Annotated in this window: 23 protein-coding genes and 1 pseudogene; 16 read left to right on the plus strand and 8 right to left on the minus strand. The window is 43.1% G+C overall.

All coding sequences use genetic code 11. The features are described from left to right. Positions 1-8: 8 nt before the first annotated feature. The 4 genes from ABD744_RS04050 (at position 9) to ABD744_RS04065 (ending at position 2,551) form a co-directional block, all read left to right on the plus strand. Positions 9-509 (plus strand): hypothetical protein, encoded by a 501-nt coding sequence (locus tag ABD744_RS04050; protein WP_344795705.1) that lies wholly within the window; start codon positions 9-11, stop codon positions 507-509. Continuing rightward, complete coding sequence (locus ABD744_RS04055) at positions 502-1,218, plus strand: helix-turn-helix domain-containing protein (RefSeq protein ID WP_344795707.1); 717 nt, start codon at positions 502-504, stop codon at positions 1,216-1,218. Before ABD744_RS04050 ends, ABD744_RS04055 begins: the two co-directional genes overlap by 8 nt. Positions 1,219-1,316: 98 nt before the next feature. Next, positions 1,317-2,051, plus strand: coding sequence for a Cthe_2314 family HEPN domain-containing protein (locus tag ABD744_RS04060; protein ID WP_344795709.1), 735 nt, complete (start codon positions 1,317-1,319; stop codon positions 2,049-2,051). A 98-nt stretch (positions 2,052-2,149) separates the two neighbouring features. Then, on the plus strand, positions 2,150-2,551 hold the full coding sequence (locus ABD744_RS04065; protein WP_344795711.1) for a zinc-ribbon domain-containing protein: 402 nt from the start codon (positions 2,150-2,152) through the stop codon (positions 2,549-2,551). 229 nt (positions 2,552-2,780) lie between these two features. On the opposite strand, the pseudogene ABD744_RS04070 reads toward ABD744_RS04065, so the two are convergent. Both ABD744_RS04070 and ABD744_RS04075 read right to left on the minus strand, forming a co-directional pair. Continuing rightward, positions 2,781-3,859: pseudogene (locus tag ABD744_RS04070) on the minus strand (IS91 family transposase). After that, positions 3,856-4,773: a tyrosine-type recombinase/integrase gene (locus ABD744_RS04075; RefSeq protein WP_344795713.1), complete on the minus strand. Its 918-nt coding sequence runs from the start codon at positions 4,771-4,773 to the stop codon at positions 3,856-3,858. The pseudogene ABD744_RS04070 and the gene ABD744_RS04075 overlap by 4 nt, the downstream one beginning before the upstream one ends. Before the next feature lie 134 nt (positions 4,774-4,907). On the opposite strand from ABD744_RS04075, the gene ABD744_RS04080 reads away from it, so the two are divergent. The 5 genes from ABD744_RS04080 to ABD744_RS04100 all read left to right on the plus strand — a co-directional run bounded on the left by ABD744_RS04080 (position 4,908) and on the right by ABD744_RS04100 (position 7,121). Next, positions 4,908-5,186 (plus strand): hypothetical protein, encoded by a 279-nt coding sequence (locus ABD744_RS04080; protein ID WP_344795715.1) that lies wholly within the window; start codon positions 4,908-4,910, stop codon positions 5,184-5,186. A 107-nt stretch (positions 5,187-5,293) separates the two neighbouring features. Continuing rightward, positions 5,294-5,731: a hypothetical protein gene (locus tag ABD744_RS04085; protein ID WP_344795717.1), complete on the plus strand. Its 438-nt coding sequence runs from the start codon at positions 5,294-5,296 to the stop codon at positions 5,729-5,731. 71 nt (positions 5,732-5,802) lie between these two features. After that, complete coding sequence (locus ABD744_RS04090; protein WP_344795719.1) at positions 5,803-6,270, plus strand: hypothetical protein; 468 nt, start codon at positions 5,803-5,805, stop codon at positions 6,268-6,270. A gap of 82 nt (positions 6,271-6,352) precedes the next feature. Next, the gene (locus ABD744_RS04095) at positions 6,353-6,682 is read left to right on the plus strand and encodes a hypothetical protein (RefSeq protein WP_344795721.1); all 330 of its coding nucleotides are present in this window, start codon (positions 6,353-6,355) and stop codon (positions 6,680-6,682) included. 139 nt (positions 6,683-6,821) lie between these two features. Continuing rightward, positions 6,822-7,121, plus strand: coding sequence for a hypothetical protein (locus ABD744_RS04100; protein ID WP_344795723.1), 300 nt, complete (start codon positions 6,822-6,824; stop codon positions 7,119-7,121). Positions 7,122-7,576: 455 nt separating this feature from the next. Here the strand turns inward: ABD744_RS04100 and ABD744_RS04105 are convergent, their stop codons facing one another. Then, positions 7,577-8,467, minus strand: a complete 891-nt coding sequence (locus tag ABD744_RS04105) for a LysR family transcriptional regulator (protein WP_344795725.1) — start codon at positions 8,465-8,467, stop codon at positions 7,577-7,579. Positions 8,468-8,595: 128 nt separating this feature from the next. On the opposite strand from ABD744_RS04105, the gene ABD744_RS04110 reads away from it, so the two are divergent. The 5 genes from ABD744_RS04110 to ABD744_RS04130 all read left to right on the plus strand — a co-directional run bounded on the left by ABD744_RS04110 (position 8,596) and on the right by ABD744_RS04130 (position 14,560). Then, positions 8,596-9,036 (plus strand): SRPBCC family protein, encoded by a 441-nt coding sequence (locus ABD744_RS04110; RefSeq protein WP_344795727.1) that lies wholly within the window; start codon positions 8,596-8,598, stop codon positions 9,034-9,036. A 588-nt stretch (positions 9,037-9,624) separates the two neighbouring features. Then, the gene (locus ABD744_RS04115) at positions 9,625-10,065 is read left to right on the plus strand and encodes a c-type cytochrome (RefSeq protein WP_344795729.1); all 441 of its coding nucleotides are present in this window, start codon (positions 9,625-9,627) and stop codon (positions 10,063-10,065) included. Positions 10,066-10,075: 10 nt separating this feature from the next. Then, positions 10,076-11,476, plus strand: a complete 1,401-nt coding sequence (locus ABD744_RS04120) for a cbb3-type cytochrome c oxidase subunit I (protein ID WP_344795731.1) — start codon at positions 10,076-10,078, stop codon at positions 11,474-11,476. 247 nt (positions 11,477-11,723) lie between these two features. Then, positions 11,724-12,686, plus strand: coding sequence for a 4Fe-4S binding protein (locus ABD744_RS04125; protein ID WP_344795733.1), 963 nt, complete (start codon positions 11,724-11,726; stop codon positions 12,684-12,686). A 38-nt stretch (positions 12,687-12,724) separates the two neighbouring features. Then, positions 12,725-14,560: a nitric oxide reductase activation protein NorD gene (locus ABD744_RS04130; protein ID WP_344795735.1), complete on the plus strand. Its 1,836-nt coding sequence runs from the start codon at positions 12,725-12,727 to the stop codon at positions 14,558-14,560. Between the two features lie 46 nt (positions 14,561-14,606). On the opposite strand, the gene ABD744_RS04135 is transcribed toward ABD744_RS04130, so the two are convergent. Together ABD744_RS04135 and ABD744_RS04140 are read right to left on the minus strand one after the other, a co-directional pair. Then, a complete protein-coding gene (locus ABD744_RS04135; protein WP_344795737.1) occupies positions 14,607-15,155 on the minus strand; it encodes a dihydrofolate reductase family protein in 549 nt (182 codons plus the stop codon). 301 nt (positions 15,156-15,456) lie between these two features. Continuing rightward, positions 15,457-15,876, minus strand: a complete 420-nt coding sequence (locus tag ABD744_RS04140; protein WP_344795739.1) for a winged helix-turn-helix transcriptional regulator — start codon at positions 15,874-15,876, stop codon at positions 15,457-15,459. A gap of 153 nt (positions 15,877-16,029) precedes the next feature. Here ABD744_RS04140 and ABD744_RS04145 point away from each other — a divergent pair, with 153 nt between their 5' ends. Both ABD744_RS04145 and ABD744_RS04150 read left to right on the plus strand, forming a co-directional pair. Continuing rightward, positions 16,030-16,683: a glutathione S-transferase family protein gene (locus ABD744_RS04145; RefSeq protein WP_344795741.1), complete on the plus strand. Its 654-nt coding sequence runs from the start codon at positions 16,030-16,032 to the stop codon at positions 16,681-16,683. Positions 16,684-16,710: 27 nt separating this feature from the next. Then, a complete protein-coding gene (locus ABD744_RS04150; protein WP_344795743.1) occupies positions 16,711-17,106 on the plus strand; it encodes a tRNA-binding protein in 396 nt (131 codons plus the stop codon). Positions 17,107-17,149: 43 nt separating this feature from the next. Here ABD744_RS04150 and ABD744_RS04155 read toward each other — a convergent pair whose 3' ends face one another. From ABD744_RS04155 to ABD744_RS04165, 3 genes are all read right to left on the minus strand, one after another. Further along, a complete protein-coding gene (locus ABD744_RS04155) occupies positions 17,150-18,664 on the minus strand; it encodes a hypothetical protein (protein WP_344795745.1) in 1,515 nt (504 codons plus the stop codon). Positions 18,665-18,817: 153 nt separating this feature from the next. Next, positions 18,818-19,108: a putative quinol monooxygenase gene (locus ABD744_RS04160; protein ID WP_344795748.1), complete on the minus strand. Its 291-nt coding sequence runs from the start codon at positions 19,106-19,108 to the stop codon at positions 18,818-18,820. Positions 19,109-19,195: 87 nt separating this feature from the next. Continuing rightward, positions 19,196-19,654 (minus strand): hypothetical protein, encoded by a 459-nt coding sequence (locus ABD744_RS04165; RefSeq protein WP_344795750.1) that lies wholly within the window; start codon positions 19,652-19,654, stop codon positions 19,196-19,198. Positions 19,655-19,799 lie beyond the last annotated feature (145 nt).

Raw genomic sequence — 19,799 nt, forward strand, 5'->3', positions numbered from 1 at the left:
GAAGACGAATGGAAAGCAAAATAAAAATTAAAATGGGCCCAATTGAAATTGAATACGAAGGCAGTGAAGGCTTCTTAAAAGAAGAACTTCCAGCATTATTGTCAGCAGTTTCTGATTTATATAGGGAAAGTGGTGTAGTCGAAAACCAGCCAATTCAAGAACAAACAGCTAGTACAGGAGTCGTGGAGTCAAAGCCCGAGGGAAATGGAGCAACTTTCCAAGGAACAACAGGTTCTTTGGCTGCAACATTAGGAGTCAAATCTGGTACTGATTTAATAATGGCTGCGGCTGGTCGCTTAACTCTATCACTTGGCCAAGGAACATTTACCCGTTCTCAAATAATTACAGAAATGAAATCTGCAACCGCGTACCACAAGAAAACCTATGTAAACAATTTGACTAAATACCTCAATCAATTAGTAAAAGACCAAAAGCTAATGGAAACTGCGAAAGATACATACGCATTAAGTGCATCAGCTAAATCTAATATGGAATCTAGAATTGCTTAATAATGATGCTGTAAAGCAATATATTTCTGATCCCGAAATAAATCAGAAAGACAAAGTTTTACTTTGTCTTTCTGTTGATGTTTCGACCCCAAAACCAGTAAAAAGCATAACCAAAGTTGGTATTGAGTGTGGCTATTCAGGAATTAAAAAGCTAAATGTCTCTTCAATCCTATCTAGGCAAAAGGGTCTTGTCGTCAGAAGTCCAAATGGATGGGAGTTGACAGAAAAAGGTAAAGCTCACATTAAAAGTATTATTGGCGGTCCTGTAGCTGTACTTTCGAGTACTTTAAGAGCTAATTTGTCAAAAATAACGAACATCGAAACCAGATCTTTTGTTGAGGAAGCTGTTCAGTGTTTTGAAGCTCATTATTATAGAGCTGCAGTTGTACTGTCATGGGTAGGGGCAGTGTCTGTTCTTTATAATCATGTACTAAATCATCATAAGCAATCCTTTAATTCTTTTGCAGCAAAGAAAAACCCTAAGTGGAAGCCCGCAAATACAACGGATGATCTTACGCGAATGAAGGAGGCCGATTTTTTAGAAGTTTGTGAATCAGCATCAATCATTGGTAAAAGTGTAAAACAGGAGCTTCAAACAGCCCTTACTTTTAGAAATGGTTGTGGCCACCCGAACAGTTTAAAACTAGGTGAACATCGTGTTTCAGCGCATATTGAGAGTCTAATTTTAAATGTATATTCACAGTACTAGGCAGCTAACAAGTCGTTTAAAAGGACAAAAAACAGTTGGCTTTTGCTCCTTCGTCGCTAATTTTAGCCAACTATTTTATTGCCTCTTAACGAGACGTTATGTGTAAGGTATCTATGGTGCACTTTGAAAATAAAGGGTTAACTCCCCTAAAACCACTTTATATAAAATTCTTACATAAAGGACTTGTAGCGTACTCTTCAAAAAAACAGGTTTTTGATGGCACTATAAAAGAAAAATATGCTCATGATATTTGTGCAAGGATTCATGAAATTGATAATGCATTCGAGAGCTTATCGTTAAGTATTGAATATTTAGAGAAAACAGAGTTTCATGATTCAGCGTTCAATTTCTCGGTTCATCATTCTTTTCATGTAGAAAATTTTTTATTACGTTTAACAAGCGTTGTCGATCGTTGTTATAAAGTTGCGGGAACTTCAATTTTATTGAAAAAGAAAACGATTGAAAGTACGCATGGCAATAGTCAGATTTTAAAAGAGCTCAAACAATATTCAGTAAATGCTGTTCAAGCAATTAAAGATGTAAATAAAGTGGTTAAGCCTTTACGAAAAATGAGAAATAAAGTTGCTCATGAAGCTGGGTACTCTAATCGAAACCTGAATTGTTTAAGTATGATTGTTAATATTGAAGATCCTAGTCTTTTAAAACAATTTGACAACATCATGACAATCGATCAGCTTAAGGAAGTAATTATCCGAGATACGCTCGACTTATTGAAGCCAACGATTGAAAAAATGAATGTCAACGTAGAGTTATTGATCCAAAGTTTATCGCATATTTATCAAGACGTAGTAGAAATTGAGAGTGTACAGTAATACACATAACAAGTGCGTCATGTGGGAATTTTATTCGCTGGCGGTTCCCGCCAAAACGCTCATAAAATCCCCATACGCAAGCGTTATGTGTCAATACGATGAAGAGTGGCAAGCAAAAAAAGGCAGAGATTAAAAAATCGCGCTTAGCAAGAATAGGGAAGCGAGATACAACAGTTGATCCATACAAGTATCCCATCCCTGAATGGGCTATCCCTGTGGATAGGTCAGCTATTGTGTATCATTCAATGTACTTGGATATTCCACTTTTCTATATCGATAAAGAATTTCAATGTAAGGATTGCGGAAGTTCGGAGGTATGGACTGCAAAGCAGCAAAAATGGTGGTATGAGATAGCAAAGGGCTATTTTGAGACAACTGCTATCCGTTGCCGGTCTTGTCGGGATAGGCGCAAGAAAATGAGAGTCGAGAAAAAGCGGCATATGGAAGAAATGGCCAAAAAGGTCCCTCATCCAAATTCCGCGTTCTTCAAAAACACATAACTAATACAGATAGGTTGCGCGCAGCCGCAACTTAATCTGATTGTTGTACGAGCCCGCAGCCTATTTAAGTAATTATCGGTTTGAGGTTTTCTTGTTTGTGAGTGTCGGGCTGAAGGTCACTTTTTTCAGCGCGAATGAAGCTGCAGTCCCTTGACTGGTTTTTTATTTCTTTGGTTTTTATTCTGTTTTTTCTCTGTTTAGGTGTATTTATCCTGCGCTTTTGCTCCCTTTAGCTGATCGTTCGAAGCCTGGGCGTTTGTCTTACTTTGACGAACGGGATGACCGTCATCGGATGCCCGCAACAGGGACACAGCCGTTCGGTGTTCTTTCTTTGTACGGTAGCTTCGGGCAGTTCTACTTTAAGAATGAGTTGCAGTCGTTTGAGCGTTCGCCGGGCATTGCCATGCAAGAACCCATAATCTCTTGTTCGTCGGAAGCCTTTCGGCAGAACGTGTTGCAAGACCCGCCATAAGAACGGAACCGCAGGTTCGGTGATGGTTTCCCATTGTTGGTTTGTGCTGTTTTTGTACCGGAAGGTGATTTGGCCGTTCTCATGCATGAGGATGTTTTTCTCACTGATCACGCCTCGATATAAATACCGTGCGAGATAGGTGAGGGCCGCTTCACCTTTGCCGACGGATTGGCACTGAACAACCCAGTCTTTGGGTGTGTGGTTCGGAAGGGTGTAACCGTGTTGTTTCATGGTGTCGATGAACTTGGCCCGAAAGACTTTGGCCAGAGCTTTGCCGTTGAACAGCTATTTACCGTGCTTCTGTTGCCATCGGTATTTATCTTTGCTGAGCCCACCATTGGGCACGATGAAGTGAATGTGTGGGTGGAACTCTAAACGACGCGAGTGGGTGTGAAGTACGCCAGTGAGCCCCAGATCTCCTTGTAGTTGTTTATCTCGGTGGCCGAAGCTCATCAGGGTGTCAACGGCACGTTCAAACAGAGCTTGATAGGCCCAGCGTTGATGGTACCAGACGAAGCCGCGAAGCTGAGACGGCAAGGTAAAGGTCACCATGTAATACTCGACTGGTAACAGTTTTTGACGTTGCCGTTCCAGCCAGAGATTATTGGTTTGGTGCTGGCAGGAAGGGCAACTTCGGTGACCGCACGAGTGATACACGTGTTGATCCTGATGGCACTCCTGACATTGGAATACCATCTCTCGGGGTGCCCAGCACCGCAGGCAGGGGAATGACAGTCTATAATGTTCTGTAATGCCCAATGATGGCGATCTTCCATCGGGCATTGACTCCTTAGATCGGGTTGGTATTGGCGCAGTAACTGCGCCAGACCAATCACTTTTCCTCCTGATCATGATTCTTCCAGTGGATGTGAAAGCCATCAATGAGTGCATTGATCATTAGTGCGCTGTTTTGTTGGGCTTCCTCTGTCATTTTGGTGTAGCGTGCGGTGGTAATTGGGCTGGCGTGGCCGAGTAAGGTCTGGATGGAGCGCAGGTTGACGCCGTTCTCCAATAGGTGCGTTGCAAAGCTGTGGCGTAAGGTATGCACGTGGACGTTCTTTGAGATACCGCATTCTTTGGCGATTAGCTTTATGGCTTTTTGCACGCCGCCGCGATCCATGCTCATGGCTTTGCCTTCTCGGACGAAGGGCGGTTTCCCGCCGGGAAAGAGCAGCTCGGGATGACGGTGGGTTTTCCAATAGAGACGTAAGGCCTTGAGGGTCGCCAGCGGCAGTGGTACGAAGCGATCTTTGTTGCCTTTGGTGAAGCGGATATGGACGCGCATCAGATGGCTGTCGATGTCCGCAACCTTGAGATTAAGGGTTTCCGCCAGACGTAAGCCCATGCTGTACGAAGTGAGATAAAACACCTGGTAACTCAGTTTGTGAGTTTGATTGATGACCCGACAGACTTCATCCTGAGAGAGCACATCTTGCAAGGGCTGGACTTTGGGTGGTTTGACGATGTTGATCCATTGCCAGGGGCGACCAAGCACATGCTTGTAGAAGAACTGGATGGCATTGCGGGCGACTTTCACCATGCTCCAGGAGCGACGGTCAACCAGATCCAGAAAATAGGTTTTAAGCTGTTCAGCGGTCAGCTGATCAGGATAGCAATCAAAGTAATCTCCGACCTGACGTAAACAGCGGGAATACATGTTAATGGTTTTAGGGCTTTTGCCTTGTAGGGTAAGTTCGTTAAGATAGCGTTGATAGAGAGAATTGAAACGGGTCTGATCTTGAATGTTCATGTTGAAACTCCTTACATCACCTTCGGGATTGAAGGATCTAAGAAGTACAGTTGATCAGGTCTTCTGCCGCGAAGCGGCTTCGTTCAAAAATCAGCGACAGCCAGCGCTGGGCGTTAAATGCCTAAGGTAGCTAAATGGCAAAATTAACCAAATCTGTTTCTGGCGGTATACTCAGTCCACGTGAAGAATGGTCATTGGTTAATGGTATTGCAGTTACAGCTGCTCTTGAAAATGAGGAGTGTTGCCTGTTCGTTACTGATAAAAACGGTAAAGACTACGCCAAAATAGTTTCAAAACTATTAGAAGTTAATGGTATTCATCATAACCTAAGTGGAACTATCGATTCTTTTTGTATAGAACTGCCTCTGTCAAGTAAAGAGAAGGTTATCAATTTAATCGAGAAATCGTGCTGAAATAAGCATTTAACCAGGCCAAGCAGCATCAGCCCTTCGGGCTTGGACCTCGCTACGCTCGGCTGCTGTTGGCAACGTTAACTTCCGAAGATACATCGAGAATGTTCATGGATATAGAATTACAAAAAGAGAGATTTGAAGCTTTTAGAAATGAAAGAATGCCTGTGCTTCATGAATTTTCACAAAATCTCGGTTTTCAAAATCCTCATGAAATTCTCATTAATCCAATGGCTTTTCTCGAGCCACTAAGTAATTGGCTCTCAGATCAAGATATTTCAGAAGAATCTAGGAACTGGATTATTGTTCGTATTGGCTACTTTATCGGAGAGTTATTCGCAGTGAAGCATGATGGCTGCTGGAGTGTATGTGAAGCCAAAAGCTCGCGATATTATGGTCACTACGTTGTTGGAGAGTTTTCATCATTTAGTAACCCAAATGCTCTCTTTGCACCAATGGAAGTAGCATTTGAATTGGCAAATCAACCACAAGGTCGCTCATTATCAGGCATTGTCGCAGAGATAGAGAGTGCGCTAAATGGGCTGTAAGAAGTTAACAAGTAGCTGCAACCGACCGTCAAAAGTGTCACTTAAATTGCTGGCGCAATTACGCGCCACTTTTGCCGGCGGCTGAGCCAGGCGTTACGTTTAAGGAGATAGACATCAATTATCAGGGGTTCAAGGATAATATCGATTACAGTGGCATCGATTTACTCCAAATGCCTAAACTAAAATGGCTTTGGCTTAATGAGTTTTTTGATGGGCCGCTCCAAGGTATAGTCGAAGTTGAGGGAAAGTTAGGTATTTGTTGTTTTGTCGAGGAATCCGATAACGAGTCCGAGCAAGGTTGGTATCGAAAATTTGTGGTACTCGAGCTATCTGATGAACAGATCAAGGCAGAGCAATATTGGCACAACGAATTCGTAAAATACGTTGGAGACCATTTTAAATGCAATCCAGATTCTTCGCGAATAACGGTTGGGGCTCAAAAGCCTAAATCAGAATGGGACAAATTTTATGTTCCGTATAAAGAAAAATATCAACCCAATTTTGAAAGTAATAAAGTGTTGGGCTGGACAAAAATATAAACGTAACAAGTGGGTCAAATTGAAACCTACTGCGTAGCTTCAATTTACCCAGGCGTTATGGTATTTAAAACTGAGGAGTAAAATGAAACACCTACTATTGGTCACATTATCTATAACACTAGCGAGTTGTTCTGCATTCAAACCAAAGAAAGAATATGAGTTCGTACTTGAATCTGGAGAACTAGCTTCACCTCAACAAGTTTCCGAAGTAAAAGCGATCTGCGAATACGATAAAAAAATCGAAGAAGCTAAAAACAATATGGGTACCGCCATCTCGGTTGGTCGCTATGAATCAGGTTATGGTCCGAAAACATCGGACAAGTATGTTAAAGAAGCAAGTCGTTTAATGTATGAGGCTCGTGAATGTTTATTAGCAAATGGTTTGTCTACCCGCGAAAAGAAAAAACCATAACAAGGCCAAGCAACATCAGCCCTTGCAGGGCTTGGACAGCCTTGCAACCGCGCTTTTTGTGCATGGCTTCGCCATTGTTGCACAAAAATCACAACTACAAGTCTGCCGTTGTTGGCAGCGTCTATGTTCAAGGAAGGCCATGAGTAACTTGTCTATCGAAGTAGAAGGCAAAAAATACGAGATCAAAGCCACTGAAAAATCTAATTCGTGGGGCAATGGGTTAAAACTAGCTATATATAGTTCAAACAAAGAGCTTATAAATTCAATAAGCTATATGTGCCACCCAGAGTTCGAAAACTATGAAGTTTTCCAGCAAAAATCGTTTTCTGAGTTGCAAGCAATTGCTATGTCTAAGTTAGCAACAGATATGGCTACAAATAAATATAAACAAGCATGCTCCAATGGTTTAGAGTTGGTGCTTCCAATAAACAAAAATTAAAAACATAACATCTATATGACCGGGGGTTGTCAAGGCGCAGAAACCTGAAGGCCCCTCCAAGGTCAGAGCTCGATTCTCAAAAATCTGATCCTGCTCTCTTATTGGCACAGCTGCCGATTCTTTCATTCTTGTTGTCAGTTCGTAAGAACTGTCGGGGTGCCGAACCATCACAAACATCTATTGAGGCTCTACTGAGGGTTCCCCCAGTTTGTGACTTTCCTCAAAACTGCATTGAGGTGACACCCTAGAAATCAATCGGTTACCCTCGCATCCGGCGCTTCAAGAGTCGGGCTCGCGTTACTTCATGCGTCCAGTTATAAGTCACTCGGACGAGGGGCTGTTCCAAAGCGAAACAGGCGGACAACTTACTGTCTATTCAAGGCGGAGGTGGTTGGCGTATTGTCCATTGAGAGGCATCAAGCTCCAGGCTTAGGTCTATCTCATGTCGTTCAAATCTACGGTTCCGACAACATCAGATTGATATATTCTTTAAACGCTTTCAGCTTCTTGGTCTGCCACTGCGTTTTCTTTGAAAGAAGGTAGAGGCGTTTTCTGGGAAGGTTACGCTCAGATAACACAGAGACAAATCGTCCTTCATTCAGCTCTTTTTGTATAGAAATATCCAGTAGCATACCGATCCCAAGATTCCCGTTAATTAGCTGATAGACACCTTCGACATCGTTTGTTGTGTGAGATACGGATTGGTCAAAGTCGAACTTCTCTTTGTTTAAGAATGCTTTCAGTTCACCCGCCGGATTTAATGACGACATAAGAATAAACTTTGCGTTGCCAAGAGAAACAAAGCTTTCTGGCATACCGACACGTTCAATGTAGGCTGGTGTTGCACAGGCAACGAGTTGAGTCTCGATCAACGGCATAGCCACCATGGTACTGCTGTCGTTGAGTCGGCCGAGGCGGAAAGCAAAGTCGATGTCTTTATCGTATAGGTCTTCCAGCTCATCGCTGAATTGAATATCAAATTTGATGCGGGGATGCTTACTGGTAAAGCTGGATAAAATATCAATGATCTTTGAGCGGCATAAGGCTTTGGAAAGGGTGATGGCAATCGTGCCGCTTATACTTTCTTGCTCAGAAAGTAATGCTTCTTCTGCATGATCTATGGATGAAAGAATCTCTTTGCACTTGGGGTAAAACTGCTTGCCGGATTCTGTAATGTCTAATCGTTTATGAGATCGGTGGAAGAGTTGGACCTGCAAACTTTCTTCCAGCTGAACAAGTTGCTTGCTGAGCGCAGGCACTGATAGGTTCAGTAACGCGGCTGCTTTGGTGATGCTTCCTTGTTCAACGACGGCGATAAATGTTTGATATTGATCCAGCTTTGACATGATAACTCTAAGTTTGTTTTGGTTTCTCTTTAGTTAATCTATGGATTTAAATAGTTCAATTTATCTTAATTAATCTTGCCCATATAGTCATCTTTGTTCTGTTTCAACACACTAATTAGGGATCAAAAATGATTGAACTGGCAAAAGTAAGTACTACGATTTTTGCACCTGTCGCCGTTGTATTCGACTATGTCACTAATATGGAGAATTATGGGGAGTGGTTTCCTGGAGTAATGGCTATAAGATCAGGTAATAACTTACCTCATGCAACGGTTGGGAAAACTTACCTTGAAACCTTGCAGTTACCTGGCGGAGAGCATGAACTTTCTATAGATGTTGTCCAGAGTGAAGCTCCGCGTCTCTTCCTCACTCAAGGCGATTTAGAAGGTATCTTGCCTCAAATGACTATGAGATTCTCTGAAGAACAAGAAGGGGCTTGCACATTTGATTTGCAATACCACAGTCGAGATTCGAGTCTTTCGGAAGAATCTGAAATCATAACTGCGTTAAGAAAAGACCTAGCAGAACGGGCAGTCGTGGCCTTGGTGAATCTCAAAAATAAATTCTAAACATTGATTGGTTGAGAATGATAGTTCTCAGAGCTTGCTTGTTCTGAGACCTATTAAGTAAAGAATCTTTTTTGTTTAGATTCCTCTCACCCAAACGTCTTGACTATGTTGTTTTAGTCCATCGATAACACTCTGATGAATGAAGACCAGCCTAAAGTCTTCTAAGAGTGTATGTTCGTCTTTCATGGGTGATACCTACATCTTTGGTGCGCGCATGGACGACGGTCTACTTTGTTTAGTCGCTTATTTCCGTGTTTTCGCGTTTACCAGGAATTGTGAGTGTCATTTCGTCAGAGTTTCTTAAGGGGATGATTCGTTTTTTGATCTAACACAACTCCTTGGTTTCAAAACACTGTAGTCTGTTTATTGATTGAGTCTTTTCTTGTCTTCATTTCTTGTATTTGTTCCCGTTCTGATTGTTTTCTATACAATTCGCATTCTTAAAAAACTCCTTTAAAACCAACCTCCTATCACGATTTTAAATATCCGACTGTATTACTCGGGTTTATTGATCTGAGTCAGTAACAAAAATAGTGGTCAGCGTATCTTGTGCCTGTACAACAACTTTAATAGTCGAGGAGAAATGCCATGGCTGAACGCTTTACTAAAAGCATGGCTAGAAACATGTATATGGGGGGAAGTTTATTCTTCATTCTCATATTCATTGGCCTAACGTTGGATACCGTGCGGCAATTGCCAGAACGGGATAATCGAGAAAACCTAACGGAGTCGGTCGCTCACGGTAAAAAACTGTGGGAAGACAACAACTGTGTAGGCTGTCATTCCCTTATGGGTGAAGGTGCGTATTTTGCGCCGGAGCTTGGTAACGTGTTTTATCGCCGTGGTGGTGAAGAAAGCTTTAAGGTTTTCTTCAAGTCATGGATGAATGCTCAACCGTTGGGTATTGAAGGCCGACGTGCCATGCCTCAGTTCAATTTGAACGATGAGGATCTGGAAGCCTTGGCTGACTTCCTGGAATACGCAGCCAAGATAAATACAAATGACTGGCCACCAAATATTGAAGGATAAGGAGCGCACTATGAAATATGAATCTCAAGCTGTCGCTAAGCCGTACTTTATCTTCGCCCTGATTCTTTTTGCAGGCCAGATACTCTTCGGTTTGATTTTAGGAACCCAATACGTGATCGGCGATTTCCTTTTCCCGGAAATTCCATTCAACGTAGCACGTATGGTTCATACCAACTTACTCATTGTCTGGCTGTTGTTCGGCTTTATGGGTGCAGCGTATTACCTGATTCCTGAAGAAGCGGAAACAGAATTACACAGCCCTAAATTAGCGTTAATTTTGTTCTGGGTATTTGCAGCGGCTGGTACGCTGACAGTACTGGGTTATCTGTTGGTGCCTTATGCCACTTTGGCTGAAATCACTGGCAATGACTTCCTACCAACTATGGGACGAGAGTTCCTGGAAATGCCAACATTAACCAAAGTCGGTGTGGTGGTAGTTGCACTGGGCTTCTTGTTCAACATTGGTATGACGATCCTGAAAGGCCGTAAAACTGTAATTAACCTGGTGTTGATTACCGGTCTGATCGGTTTGGCATTGATGTTCTTGTTCTCTTTCTATAACCCTGAAAACTTAGCGCTGGATAAGTTCTTCTGGTGGTATGTGGTTCACCTATGGGTAGAAGGTGTTTGGGAATTGATCATGGCATCTATCCTGGCGTTCGTACTGATTAAAGTGACTGGTGTAGACCGTGAAGTGATTGAAAAGTGGTTGTATGTGATCATCGCTATGGCGCTTATCACAGGTATCTTAGGTACGGGTCACCACTTCTTCTGGATTGGTCCACCTGAGTACTGGTTATGGTTAGGTTCTGTGTTCTCTGCTCTAGAGCCAATTCCATTCTTCATGATGACATTGTTTGCTTTCAACATGGTTAACCGCCGTCGTCGTGAGCATCCAAACCGTGCAGCAACACTTTGGGCTCTGGGTTGTGCAGTGATGGCGTTCCTTGGTGCAGGTGTATGGGGCTTCCTACACACATTGGCTCCAGTGAACTACTACACGCACGGTTCTCAAATTACAGCAGCACACGGACACATGGCTTTCTATGGCGCATATGTAATGATCGTGATTACGTTGATCTCTTATGCAATGCCAGCGCTTCGTGGTCGTCCTAACGGTAACAGTAATAAAGCGCAAGTGGCTGAGATGTGGAGCTTCTGGTTGATGACTATCTCTATGGTCTTCATCACATTGTTCCTAACTGGTGCGGGTATCCTACAAGTTTGGATTCAGCGTCTGCCAGAGTCTGGTGAAGCCTTGAACTTCATGGCAACACAAGACAAGTTAGCACTGTTCTACTGGTTGCGTTTGGGCTCTGGTGTGATCTTCATGGTGGGCTTGGTTATTTACCTTTGGAGCTTCTTCATCGGCGGGGATGACCCAGCAATGGAAGCCATTGAAAATCAGTAACACATCAATATGAGTAAACGGAGTAAATGAACGAGTAACGCATAGAACTGAATTTATTGTGAAGCTCGTTCATTGAAACGCTAAGCCAGAGTCAGGTTGCAAATCATGCTATCTACTCTGGCTTATTTGCTTCTACTGGCCGGATTGTTTCTGAATGGCTGATTATCTCAAGTGATTGGCTGGTTAAGAAAAAAGGAACATTGAGTGCTGTTCCTGAATGATTATTAAAATAACGGAGGGGGCAAACATGTCCAATCGACTCCAAAGATACAGACTCGTAGTTAGAACATCTTTTTTTGCGCTGTTTTTGTTGGCGCCTGTCTTAAATATTTTTCGCTTTGACCTGACGACCACCAATTTCATTTTCTTTGGTCAGGTGTTGTCGTTTGAAATTACGGCCGAATGGTTGAAGAGCAGTGATGCCATCGATACCGGGTTGCGAATACTGACGCGTTTTATCATTCCGATCATCGTGATTGTGGCGACCGGGCTGTTTATTTTCTGGAAGTGGGGGCGCATTTATTGCGGTTGGTTGTGTCCGCATTTTTCTGTGGTGGAACTGGTAAATGGCTTGATGCTAAAGCGTACCGGACGGGTAACCATTTGGGAGCCTAACAAAACCGAGCAGCCATCCTCCTGGCTGGATTGGATGCTGATTGTCGGTGTTTCCGTCGTGATCGCCTTTTTATGGGCACTGGGCTTGCTCTCTTATTTATTACCACCAATTCCCTTATATACCGACTTATTTACGGGGGAATTAACTCGGAACCCAACCATATTCTTAGTGGCTGCGACGACGGTGTTTACCATTGATTTTGTGTTGGCTCGTCATCTGTTTTGTAAGTACGGTTGTGCCTTGGGTGTTTGGCAGAGTTTGTTTTGGATGATGAACAGCAAATCCATGCTGGTGGAGTTTGACCGTGATCGCGCCAAGTTATGTCAAAGCTGTGATAAAGATTGTGAAACGGCATGCCCAATGCGTTTGCCGGTTCGAAGCTTCAAACGTGCAAAATTTACATGTACTCAATGTGCTCAATGCATCAGTGCTTGTCAGGAAGTTCAGAAAGAAAACCCGGACGGCGCTTTATTGGGTTGGAATGCCGGAGAGAAAACAAGACACAGCTCCTTGATACCAATCAAAACTCTGCCGACTGAAAAAGGGCAGAATGAATCCAATAAAGATTCAACTGCGCAATCCAAAAAGCCGTAGTTCAGAATCAAGTCGTTTGCATTCCGGAGGAATTGTCTGTGGAAGAGTACGTTGGTTTTAAATGGCATCAATACATTACCGGAAAGGCCTCTACAGACTTCTCCAAAGCTGCTGTTCACCTGAAAGATTGTGGCTACCAACTCGGGGTGATGTTTCGTGCGCTAGGCGGGGATTCAGGCTTGCGAATTGAAGCGGCAACCCCTCGGGATTACTACATGCGACGTTCGCTTTTGCAAAAACTGGCTGGTACGCATCAGCAGGTAGAACTCACCTGGCGGGATCAGGAAACACTGCGCTTGCCGGAACATTTGGCGATTTTTCCAACGGAAGATTTGAATCAGAAACTGTACCTTTGGCTGTCTGCCTTGGCTGCTCAGCAATCTCATGTATTCCGGAACTGGTTTATTGATAATCAAACGCTGACCTTGGAGGTTTTAAATAAATACCCTGGCATGCGAGCTGTGTATCAGGCATTAGTCGAGGCTTTTATACCATTAAGGCCTGCCATTGAGGATCTGGATGCAGCGGCAGCAACGCAGGAATTAGCCATTCAGCAAGCGTTACGTGATCCGGGCAGTATTGATGATTTACCTGCTGCGGAGTATGCCCCGCCACCGGTGTACTTGTGGATGTATCCGGCAAACATGAGTGCTTGTTCAGGAAGCATGAACTCTCCTGCAGAAGACAGCGATGAGGGTTCTGTATCCAGTGGCAAAAAGAAACAGGGTAAGCGTAAGAAGGGCGAACGTGTCGATTCTTACGACAAAAACACGGGTGTGATGGTGTTTCGGCTTGAAAATCTGTTTAGTTTCAGTGAGTTTGTCCCGGTTGACAGAGCAGGGGATGATACCGACGAAGAAGATGCCGCCAGCGTGGCAGAAGATCTGGATGTGATTTCCGTCTCCCGAGATCGCAAAGCGGCTTCTTCAAGCATTAAATTTGATTTGGACCTACCGTCTACCGAGCACGATGATTTACGTTTAGGCGATGGTATTTTATTGCCTGAATGGGATTACCGAACGCAAAGCTATCAACAGGATCATTGTTGTCTGCAAACCATGTTGGGTGAGCCAGATGATTCTATTACTGGCCAATTACCAGAACATCTGCGCGCTGATGCAGCAAAACTTCGCAGACAGTTTTCCGGTTTAAAGCCCGTCCGTCAATGGCTTAACCGTCAGCAAGACGGCGATGAGCTGGATCTGGATAACTGGATGCATCACGTTGCAGACCAAAAAGCGGGCGTATCTAATGGTGAACAGGGTTTTTACCGCACCTTTAACAATCAGGTACGTGACTTATCCTGTCTGATTTTGGCAGATTTATCGCTATCGACCGATACCTGGATTAACAACGATCAACGGGTTATTGATGTTATTCAGGACAGCTTGCAGTTGTTATGCGAAGCCTTGGCCGCAACGGGCGATCGATTCTCTGTGTATGGCTTTTCTTCGCGGAAACGAGATCACGTACGATTTAACCTGATTAAGAATTTTAATGAGCGTTATCACGATCAGGTACGAGGACGGATTCAACACTTAAAGCCGGGCTATTACACTCGAATGGGCACTGCGATCAGACAATCGACCAAAATCCTGGCCAATGAGAAAAGCCATCAACGGGTACTGTTGATCGTCACGGACGGCAAACCCAATGATTTGGATTTATACGAAGGCCGTTACGGGGTGGAAGATACCCGGATGGCCATCATTGAAGCCAAGCAAGCCGGACTGCAACCGTTCTGCGTGACCATTGACGACGAAGCCGATGAGTATTTACCCCATTTATTTGGTAAAAATGGCTTTGTGGTGATTAAAGACCCGGCTCAGCTGCCGAGAGAATTACCTAAGTTGTATGTGAATTTGACGAGGTGAGAAATTCTGCGCTACGAAAGCGTTAATACTAATACAGTTAATATACTTAACGCTTTCGCACATACCGACTCTTAACCAATGCATTCAACAACACTTTTGTTTCTAAGTGCTCAAACGCTTGAGCTTCATTTAACTTACTAAATAACGGTGTCCCGCCCCCTAAAATCACAGGCACACGAGTCAAAATCATTTCATCAATTAAGTCTTCTTTCAAAAAGCCTTGAATGGTTAATCCGCCATCAATGTATAGATTCTCAAAACCATGTTTGTTCAGCCCTGAAACCACATGAGACATGGCTCCTTTCAGGGGTGAGTAACCCATTAATTGCGCCTTATCTTTGTATTCTTCAGGAATTTCGTCCAGAGAATTACTGAGCACAAATACCGGTTTGCTATAGGGCCATTCACAATCCATAGCGCAGACGGTTTCAAAGGTATTTTTACCCATAACCAAAGCGTCAATGCGGTTCATGAAATCATTAAAACCGAAGTCGTCATTGTCGGGGTTTGGGGTTGCAAACAACCAGTCCAGACTGCCATTTTTGTCGGTAATGTAGCCGTCCAGGCTGGTCGCGATGTAGATGATGTTGCTCACTTGTTTGCTCCATCTGTTTCAATTCAGTTGGTTAAGTTGGAAATATAGCGGGAATATCTGTGGAACTGAACTCGATTTCATTATTATTTGAATTTATCTGCATTGGCTGAAAGCGTGTCTAAGCGTTAGTCAATATAATGCTTTGTTTAAACAACAAGTCGGGAAAACCATCTGGCAATATTTATTGGAACTCCGAATGGAAAAGGCCCGAGCGTTGCTTACTTATTCGATATCCCTGTGACGCGGGTTGCAAAGAAGGTCGGCTATAAGGATTTGTCTGAAATGATCAAATGCCAAGGGTTTATTTAGGTGTAGGAATGTGCTCAAGAATTTCTTGCTGCAGTTCTTCTGGCGTGTTTCTTAGCTTTTCAATGAAGTCCCTTGGAACTTCGGTTTTAGCATCGTATTTTTCCGCCCAGTCCATCATTGCCAGCATCATAGGCATAAGTTCGATACCTTTCTGCGTGAGCGTATAGATGAACCTAGATCCTTTATTTGGGTCTTTCGATTTGTTGAGGATCCCGTTGCTTTCCAGATCCGCAAGACGATTGGCCAAAATGTTTGTGGATATGCCTTCACCTGCGTCCATGAACTCATGGTAATACTGACGACCTTTAAACATTAGATCCCGAATAATCAGAAAGCTCCATTTATCCCCGAATTGGCTCATGCCAAAGCGGACGGGGCAACCTGACCAAGTTTTTGAAGTTTTATCTACCATGGGCGGATAGTAACCCAGTTAAAAACCACTTTCAAAAGATTGAAAACACCTTTTAATAAATTAACTTGTAAAAAGAAAGTGAAATAACTATTGTTAATTTAACTTGCAAAAAGCAAGTAAATTAATGAAGCCACTTTCAGAAGGAAAAGAAAGATGAAGTTGTACGTCATAGCAGGTTCACCTAATTCAAGAAAAGTATTAGCGGTCGTTAAACATCTCGGAATTGAGGTGGACATTGAATATCTTGATCTGTTTGAAGGGGATCACAAGCAACCGGCTTATACCGCGCTGAATCCAAATGGGATGGTGCCTACATTGGTGGATGGTAATCTGAAACTATGGGAATCAAACGCAATTATGCAGTACCTGGCTGATAAGTCAGAAGATGATGCTTTGTTTCCTGAAGATTTAACTCGTCGGGCAGATGTTGTTCGTTGGCAGTTGTGGGAGTTGGCGCACTTTAATCAAGCCTTTGGTACCTTGGCCTTCGAATCCGTTGCGAAACCCAATTTTATGGGTCAGGAAGGCAACGAAGCCGTTATAGCCTGGGCTAAGGATAACCTCAACCGATTTGCCTCCATTCTGAATCAATATATGGAAGGACGTGATTACTTAGTGGGGAATGAAATAACCATCGCCGACTACTCAATGATTCATGTCGAGTTCTTCAAAGAAATGGTGCCTTTCGATTGGTCTCCTTTTCCGCATTTAAACGCATATTTTGAACGCATGCGTAAGTCCACTCATTGGGTTGCAACTGCTCCGGCCTCTCCTGATCTTATAGGTCGCAAGCCAGAGAGTTGCTAGATATTTAGGGTGTAACAACGGATAACTATGCTGACACAGAGGGTGGCCAATTTACTTAAATTGGTTATCCCGTCTTTTCAATCAATAAAACCATCCTTTCAGCAAGTTGAGTTACGCGTAGGTACGATTATTGAAGCTGTGGACTTTCCTGAAGCGCGAAATCCGGCGTTTAAACTTAAAGTGGATTTTGGCGATGAGATTGGCATTCGAAAATCAAGTGCTCAGAATACGGATCTGTACACCAAAGAGGATCTGGAAGGTAAGCAAGTACTTGCTGTTGTGAACTTCCCTCCGAAACAAATAGGACCAATGAGCTCGAATGTTTGGTCACTGGTTTATACCGAGAAGATGGTTCTGTGGTACTGGCGGTGCCAGACGGGAGCGTTGAAAACGGTGCCAAGCTGGGGTAGCAATAGAGTCTGACTTTGAGGGTTGGTACTGCAAGCCAACCCGGTTTGCCGAGACACTAAAGTGCTATTTTGTTCCGTTCCGTGTTCACGAACGTATTTGAAGAGCCTAATTGCTTGTTTGCGTTTTGCAGGCCGGAGTTAAATGGCAGGCTTGCTATGGGCTTTACGTTTTTTTCGGCTTTGCTTTTGGCATCCCGTACCTGATGCCACTGATGAACTCTCGACTCTATTTTAGAGCCTCGGATGATGGTCACGTTGCCACAGTCCAAACGAATGCTGCCTTTGCGCGTGGATACAGGAGAGTAATTGGGCATGTCATCCAAACCAAGAACGTCGCAAATTTGTTTTTTTGCCCGACAGATTTTGACATTAAACTGAGTTTCGTTATCGCCGATCATGTCCCTGAGCGTTTCCCTCTCTGCCCAACCCAGGTTAATTGGATCGATTTCCATGTTTCGTTGTACAAGGTGGTCGTATTGGCTCGTATACTCTTGTGCCATAAGTAATAACACGTAGTGGTGAACACGTTCACCCAAGTCGAAACAGCGGTTGTTGTACTTGATTGTCAGGCAGACGTGCCAGCTGTCGGCACTGACGGTAAAAATCATTTCCATTTTAGAAAGATCTTCCGCACGGTCAGGCATTTTTTGTTCGGCTTTTATGTCAGGCTTTACATTTGAAACCGTTGCTTTAGCTGGATTGAAGGTCGAGACATTGGGTGCCGCAACAGGTACGGAAGAATCCAAAGTGGTGTGTGAGGTAATGGGATGTATTTCTGAATTAATAAATTGCAACTTTTGTTTCGTATACTGAACGTTTAAAGGCGCTTGGTAGTCACTGTAATGGTTAAGCAATGAGAATAACGACGGACTGCTTTTGGATGAAGGCTCAAGACCGATGGTCGTGTGTATATAGGAAACACCGGCGTCGATTGCCGCAATGCTTTTTGACAATGCCTGGTCGATGTAGGAAGCACAGGCGAATTCAAACTTGGTGTGTGTGTTTGCGTTGTAGTTTATTTCTTTGTAGATGACTTTAAATAAGTTCTTAATGCCTATTTCGTTCAGAAGATCTTTTTTATCGTATATTGAGATTCTACTGGCATTGTGAGATATAAAAAACTGGATTATATCCGCTAGCATAGTCACAGGCGTTGTATAGAAATTGGTTAAAATGATTCGGAAGTTTAGCTGGTATTCTTTTATTTCAGTGATCAGCTTTTTTATTTTAACCAGGCTGATGTGGTTTATGTCTTTACTGATGTCGAAATTTATATTTACTCCCTTGAGGTTTAAATCCATTAATTGATCTAACTGATTGACGTTGTCTAAATCCAGGGTAAGGTAAAGTTTATTATTCTCAGACGTCGACTGATCAATATGTTGGCTCAATTGCTCATTGATAATGACACCATCAAAGTCGATCTGCTTCGAATACAAAAGGTGCGCCTGCAGTCGAGAGTAAAGGTCTTTTTGCTCTGTGTCCGGTGTGTTTTGTTCCGTGAAAGTAGAGTCAACAAATCCTTTGAAGCTATCCGGGAAGATAGGTTTGTTCCAATTGATAGTAGCCATTTTTTAGTCCCTTTGAGCATTGTCCGTATATCGATCTGCTTTATAGTTAGTATGATCTGAGACCAGGATACGTCGTTAGATAGAGTATCAAGCTTTGAATATTTGGAGTTAAAGGCAGCAACAAGCACTGCCCTTGAATTCAGACTTCAATCATTAAATAACATCGCTTTGGTTGAACTTAATGATTTCTGTCAACTCCTTTGCGACAAACTGTTTGGTGTGCTGTTGTTCAAAATGATCTTTAAACGCCTGCTCATTTTCGAAGCGTTCCCAAAGCAAAAATGTGGATTCTTTTTCACTGTCTTGGTGTGCCTGGAAAATAGTACAGCCTGGCTCAGTCACTGAGGCCTTGCATAATTTATTTAATTCCGTTTTAGCCTCTTCAAGCCGATTATTGTCTTTAACACGTAATTCGGCTGTGATGTAATACCCATTATTGAACATACTGATCTCCTTGATCTTGCCATATTTTTTTGGGGTTAATAAATTTAATACTCTAGTACTGATTGTTGTATCAATAAGTCATTGAGTTTATGAATGCGCAAACTTCACTGGATTGCTTTTAGTTAAGCGCTGAGAAAGAAAAGCGGTTCCAAGTGCCCAGGCTAAATTAATACAAACAGCGACAGTAATTAACTGAACCGTAAATATTGAAAAAGGAATGCCTTTAATAGGTGCAACCACGGCTATAAATGCAATGGTAGGTAATAAAGTAGCCATTAATATTAGCCAATAGGCTTTGATGGAAGGAAACTGGTTGGCTGCAAGTCTATAAAAAATGCCCCAGATCCCCCCCCAAAAGGCAAGTGAAAGTACCGCAGGGATACCAAAGGGTTGCGTGGCATCCAGCGAGTAGGGTGCGAAGCCAACTAATCCTAAACTCCAAAACACAGTGAGTGCGATTTGATGAAATGTCAGCGTACTTATGAAACCTGGCAGAAACCCAGAAGTAAGTAGAGTATTGAGTACAGAGTTATTGTTGGATTCCATTACTTATAGTCCTTTAGTGTGTTTTGTATAAGGATAAATGTACTAACCCTGCAGGAGGAATAGACACTTTCGGAAAACGGTTTTTACAATTTGACGAAACCCTGATTCAACGTGGGCAAAATTGAATGCGGTACATCGGGAATTT

This window comes from Litoribacillus peritrichatus, from assembly GCF_039537985.1.
GTDB lineage: Bacteria > Pseudomonadota > Gammaproteobacteria > Pseudomonadales > Litoribrevibacteraceae > Litoribacillus > Litoribacillus peritrichatus.

Coding starts and splice junctions, on each gene's coding strand:
- ABD744_RS04105 (WP_344795725.1), bottom strand. CDS start 8,467: ATGTCAAAGCTGGATCAATATCAAACATTTATCGCCGTCGTTGAACAA.
- ABD744_RS04155 (WP_344795745.1), bottom strand. CDS start 18,664: ATGGCTACTATCAATTGGAACAAACCTATCTTCCCGGATAGCTTCAAA.
- ABD744_RS04110 (WP_344795727.1), top strand. CDS start 8,596: ATGATTGAACTGGCAAAAGTAAGTACTACGATTTTTGCACCTGTCGCC.
- ABD744_RS04145 (WP_344795741.1), top strand. CDS start 16,030: ATGAAGTTGTACGTCATAGCAGGTTCACCTAATTCAAGAAAAGTATTA.
- ABD744_RS04085 (WP_344795717.1), top strand. CDS start 5,294: ATGGATATAGAATTACAAAAAGAGAGATTTGAAGCTTTTAGAAATGAA.
- ABD744_RS04165 (WP_344795750.1), bottom strand. CDS start 19,654: ATGGAATCCAACAATAACTCTGTACTCAATACTCTACTTACTTCTGGG.
- ABD744_RS04075 (WP_344795713.1), bottom strand. CDS start 4,773: ATGAACATTCAAGATCAGACCCGTTTCAATTCTCTCTATCAACGCTAT.
- ABD744_RS04140 (WP_344795739.1), bottom strand. CDS start 15,876: ATGGTAGATAAAACTTCAAAAACTTGGTCAGGTTGCCCCGTCCGCTTT.
- ABD744_RS04060 (WP_344795709.1), top strand. CDS start 1,317: ATGTGTAAGGTATCTATGGTGCACTTTGAAAATAAAGGGTTAACTCCC.
- ABD744_RS04115 (WP_344795729.1), top strand. CDS start 9,625: ATGGCTGAACGCTTTACTAAAAGCATGGCTAGAAACATGTATATGGGG.
- ABD744_RS04095 (WP_344795721.1), top strand. CDS start 6,353: ATGAAACACCTACTATTGGTCACATTATCTATAACACTAGCGAGTTGT.
- ABD744_RS04160 (WP_344795748.1), bottom strand. CDS start 19,108: ATGTTCAATAATGGGTATTACATCACAGCCGAATTACGTGTTAAAGAC.
- ABD744_RS04100 (WP_344795723.1), top strand. CDS start 6,822: ATGAGTAACTTGTCTATCGAAGTAGAAGGCAAAAAATACGAGATCAAA.
- ABD744_RS04120 (WP_344795731.1), top strand. CDS start 10,076: ATGAAATATGAATCTCAAGCTGTCGCTAAGCCGTACTTTATCTTCGCC.
- ABD744_RS04065 (WP_344795711.1), top strand. CDS start 2,150: ATGAAGAGTGGCAAGCAAAAAAAGGCAGAGATTAAAAAATCGCGCTTA.
- ABD744_RS04150 (WP_344795743.1), top strand. CDS start 16,711: ATGCTGACACAGAGGGTGGCCAATTTACTTAAATTGGTTATCCCGTCT.
- ABD744_RS04080 (WP_344795715.1), top strand. CDS start 4,908: ATGGCAAAATTAACCAAATCTGTTTCTGGCGGTATACTCAGTCCACGT.
- ABD744_RS04125 (WP_344795733.1), top strand. CDS start 11,724: ATGTCCAATCGACTCCAAAGATACAGACTCGTAGTTAGAACATCTTTT.
- ABD744_RS04050 (WP_344795705.1), top strand. CDS start 9: ATGGAAAGCAAAATAAAAATTAAAATGGGCCCAATTGAAATTGAATAC.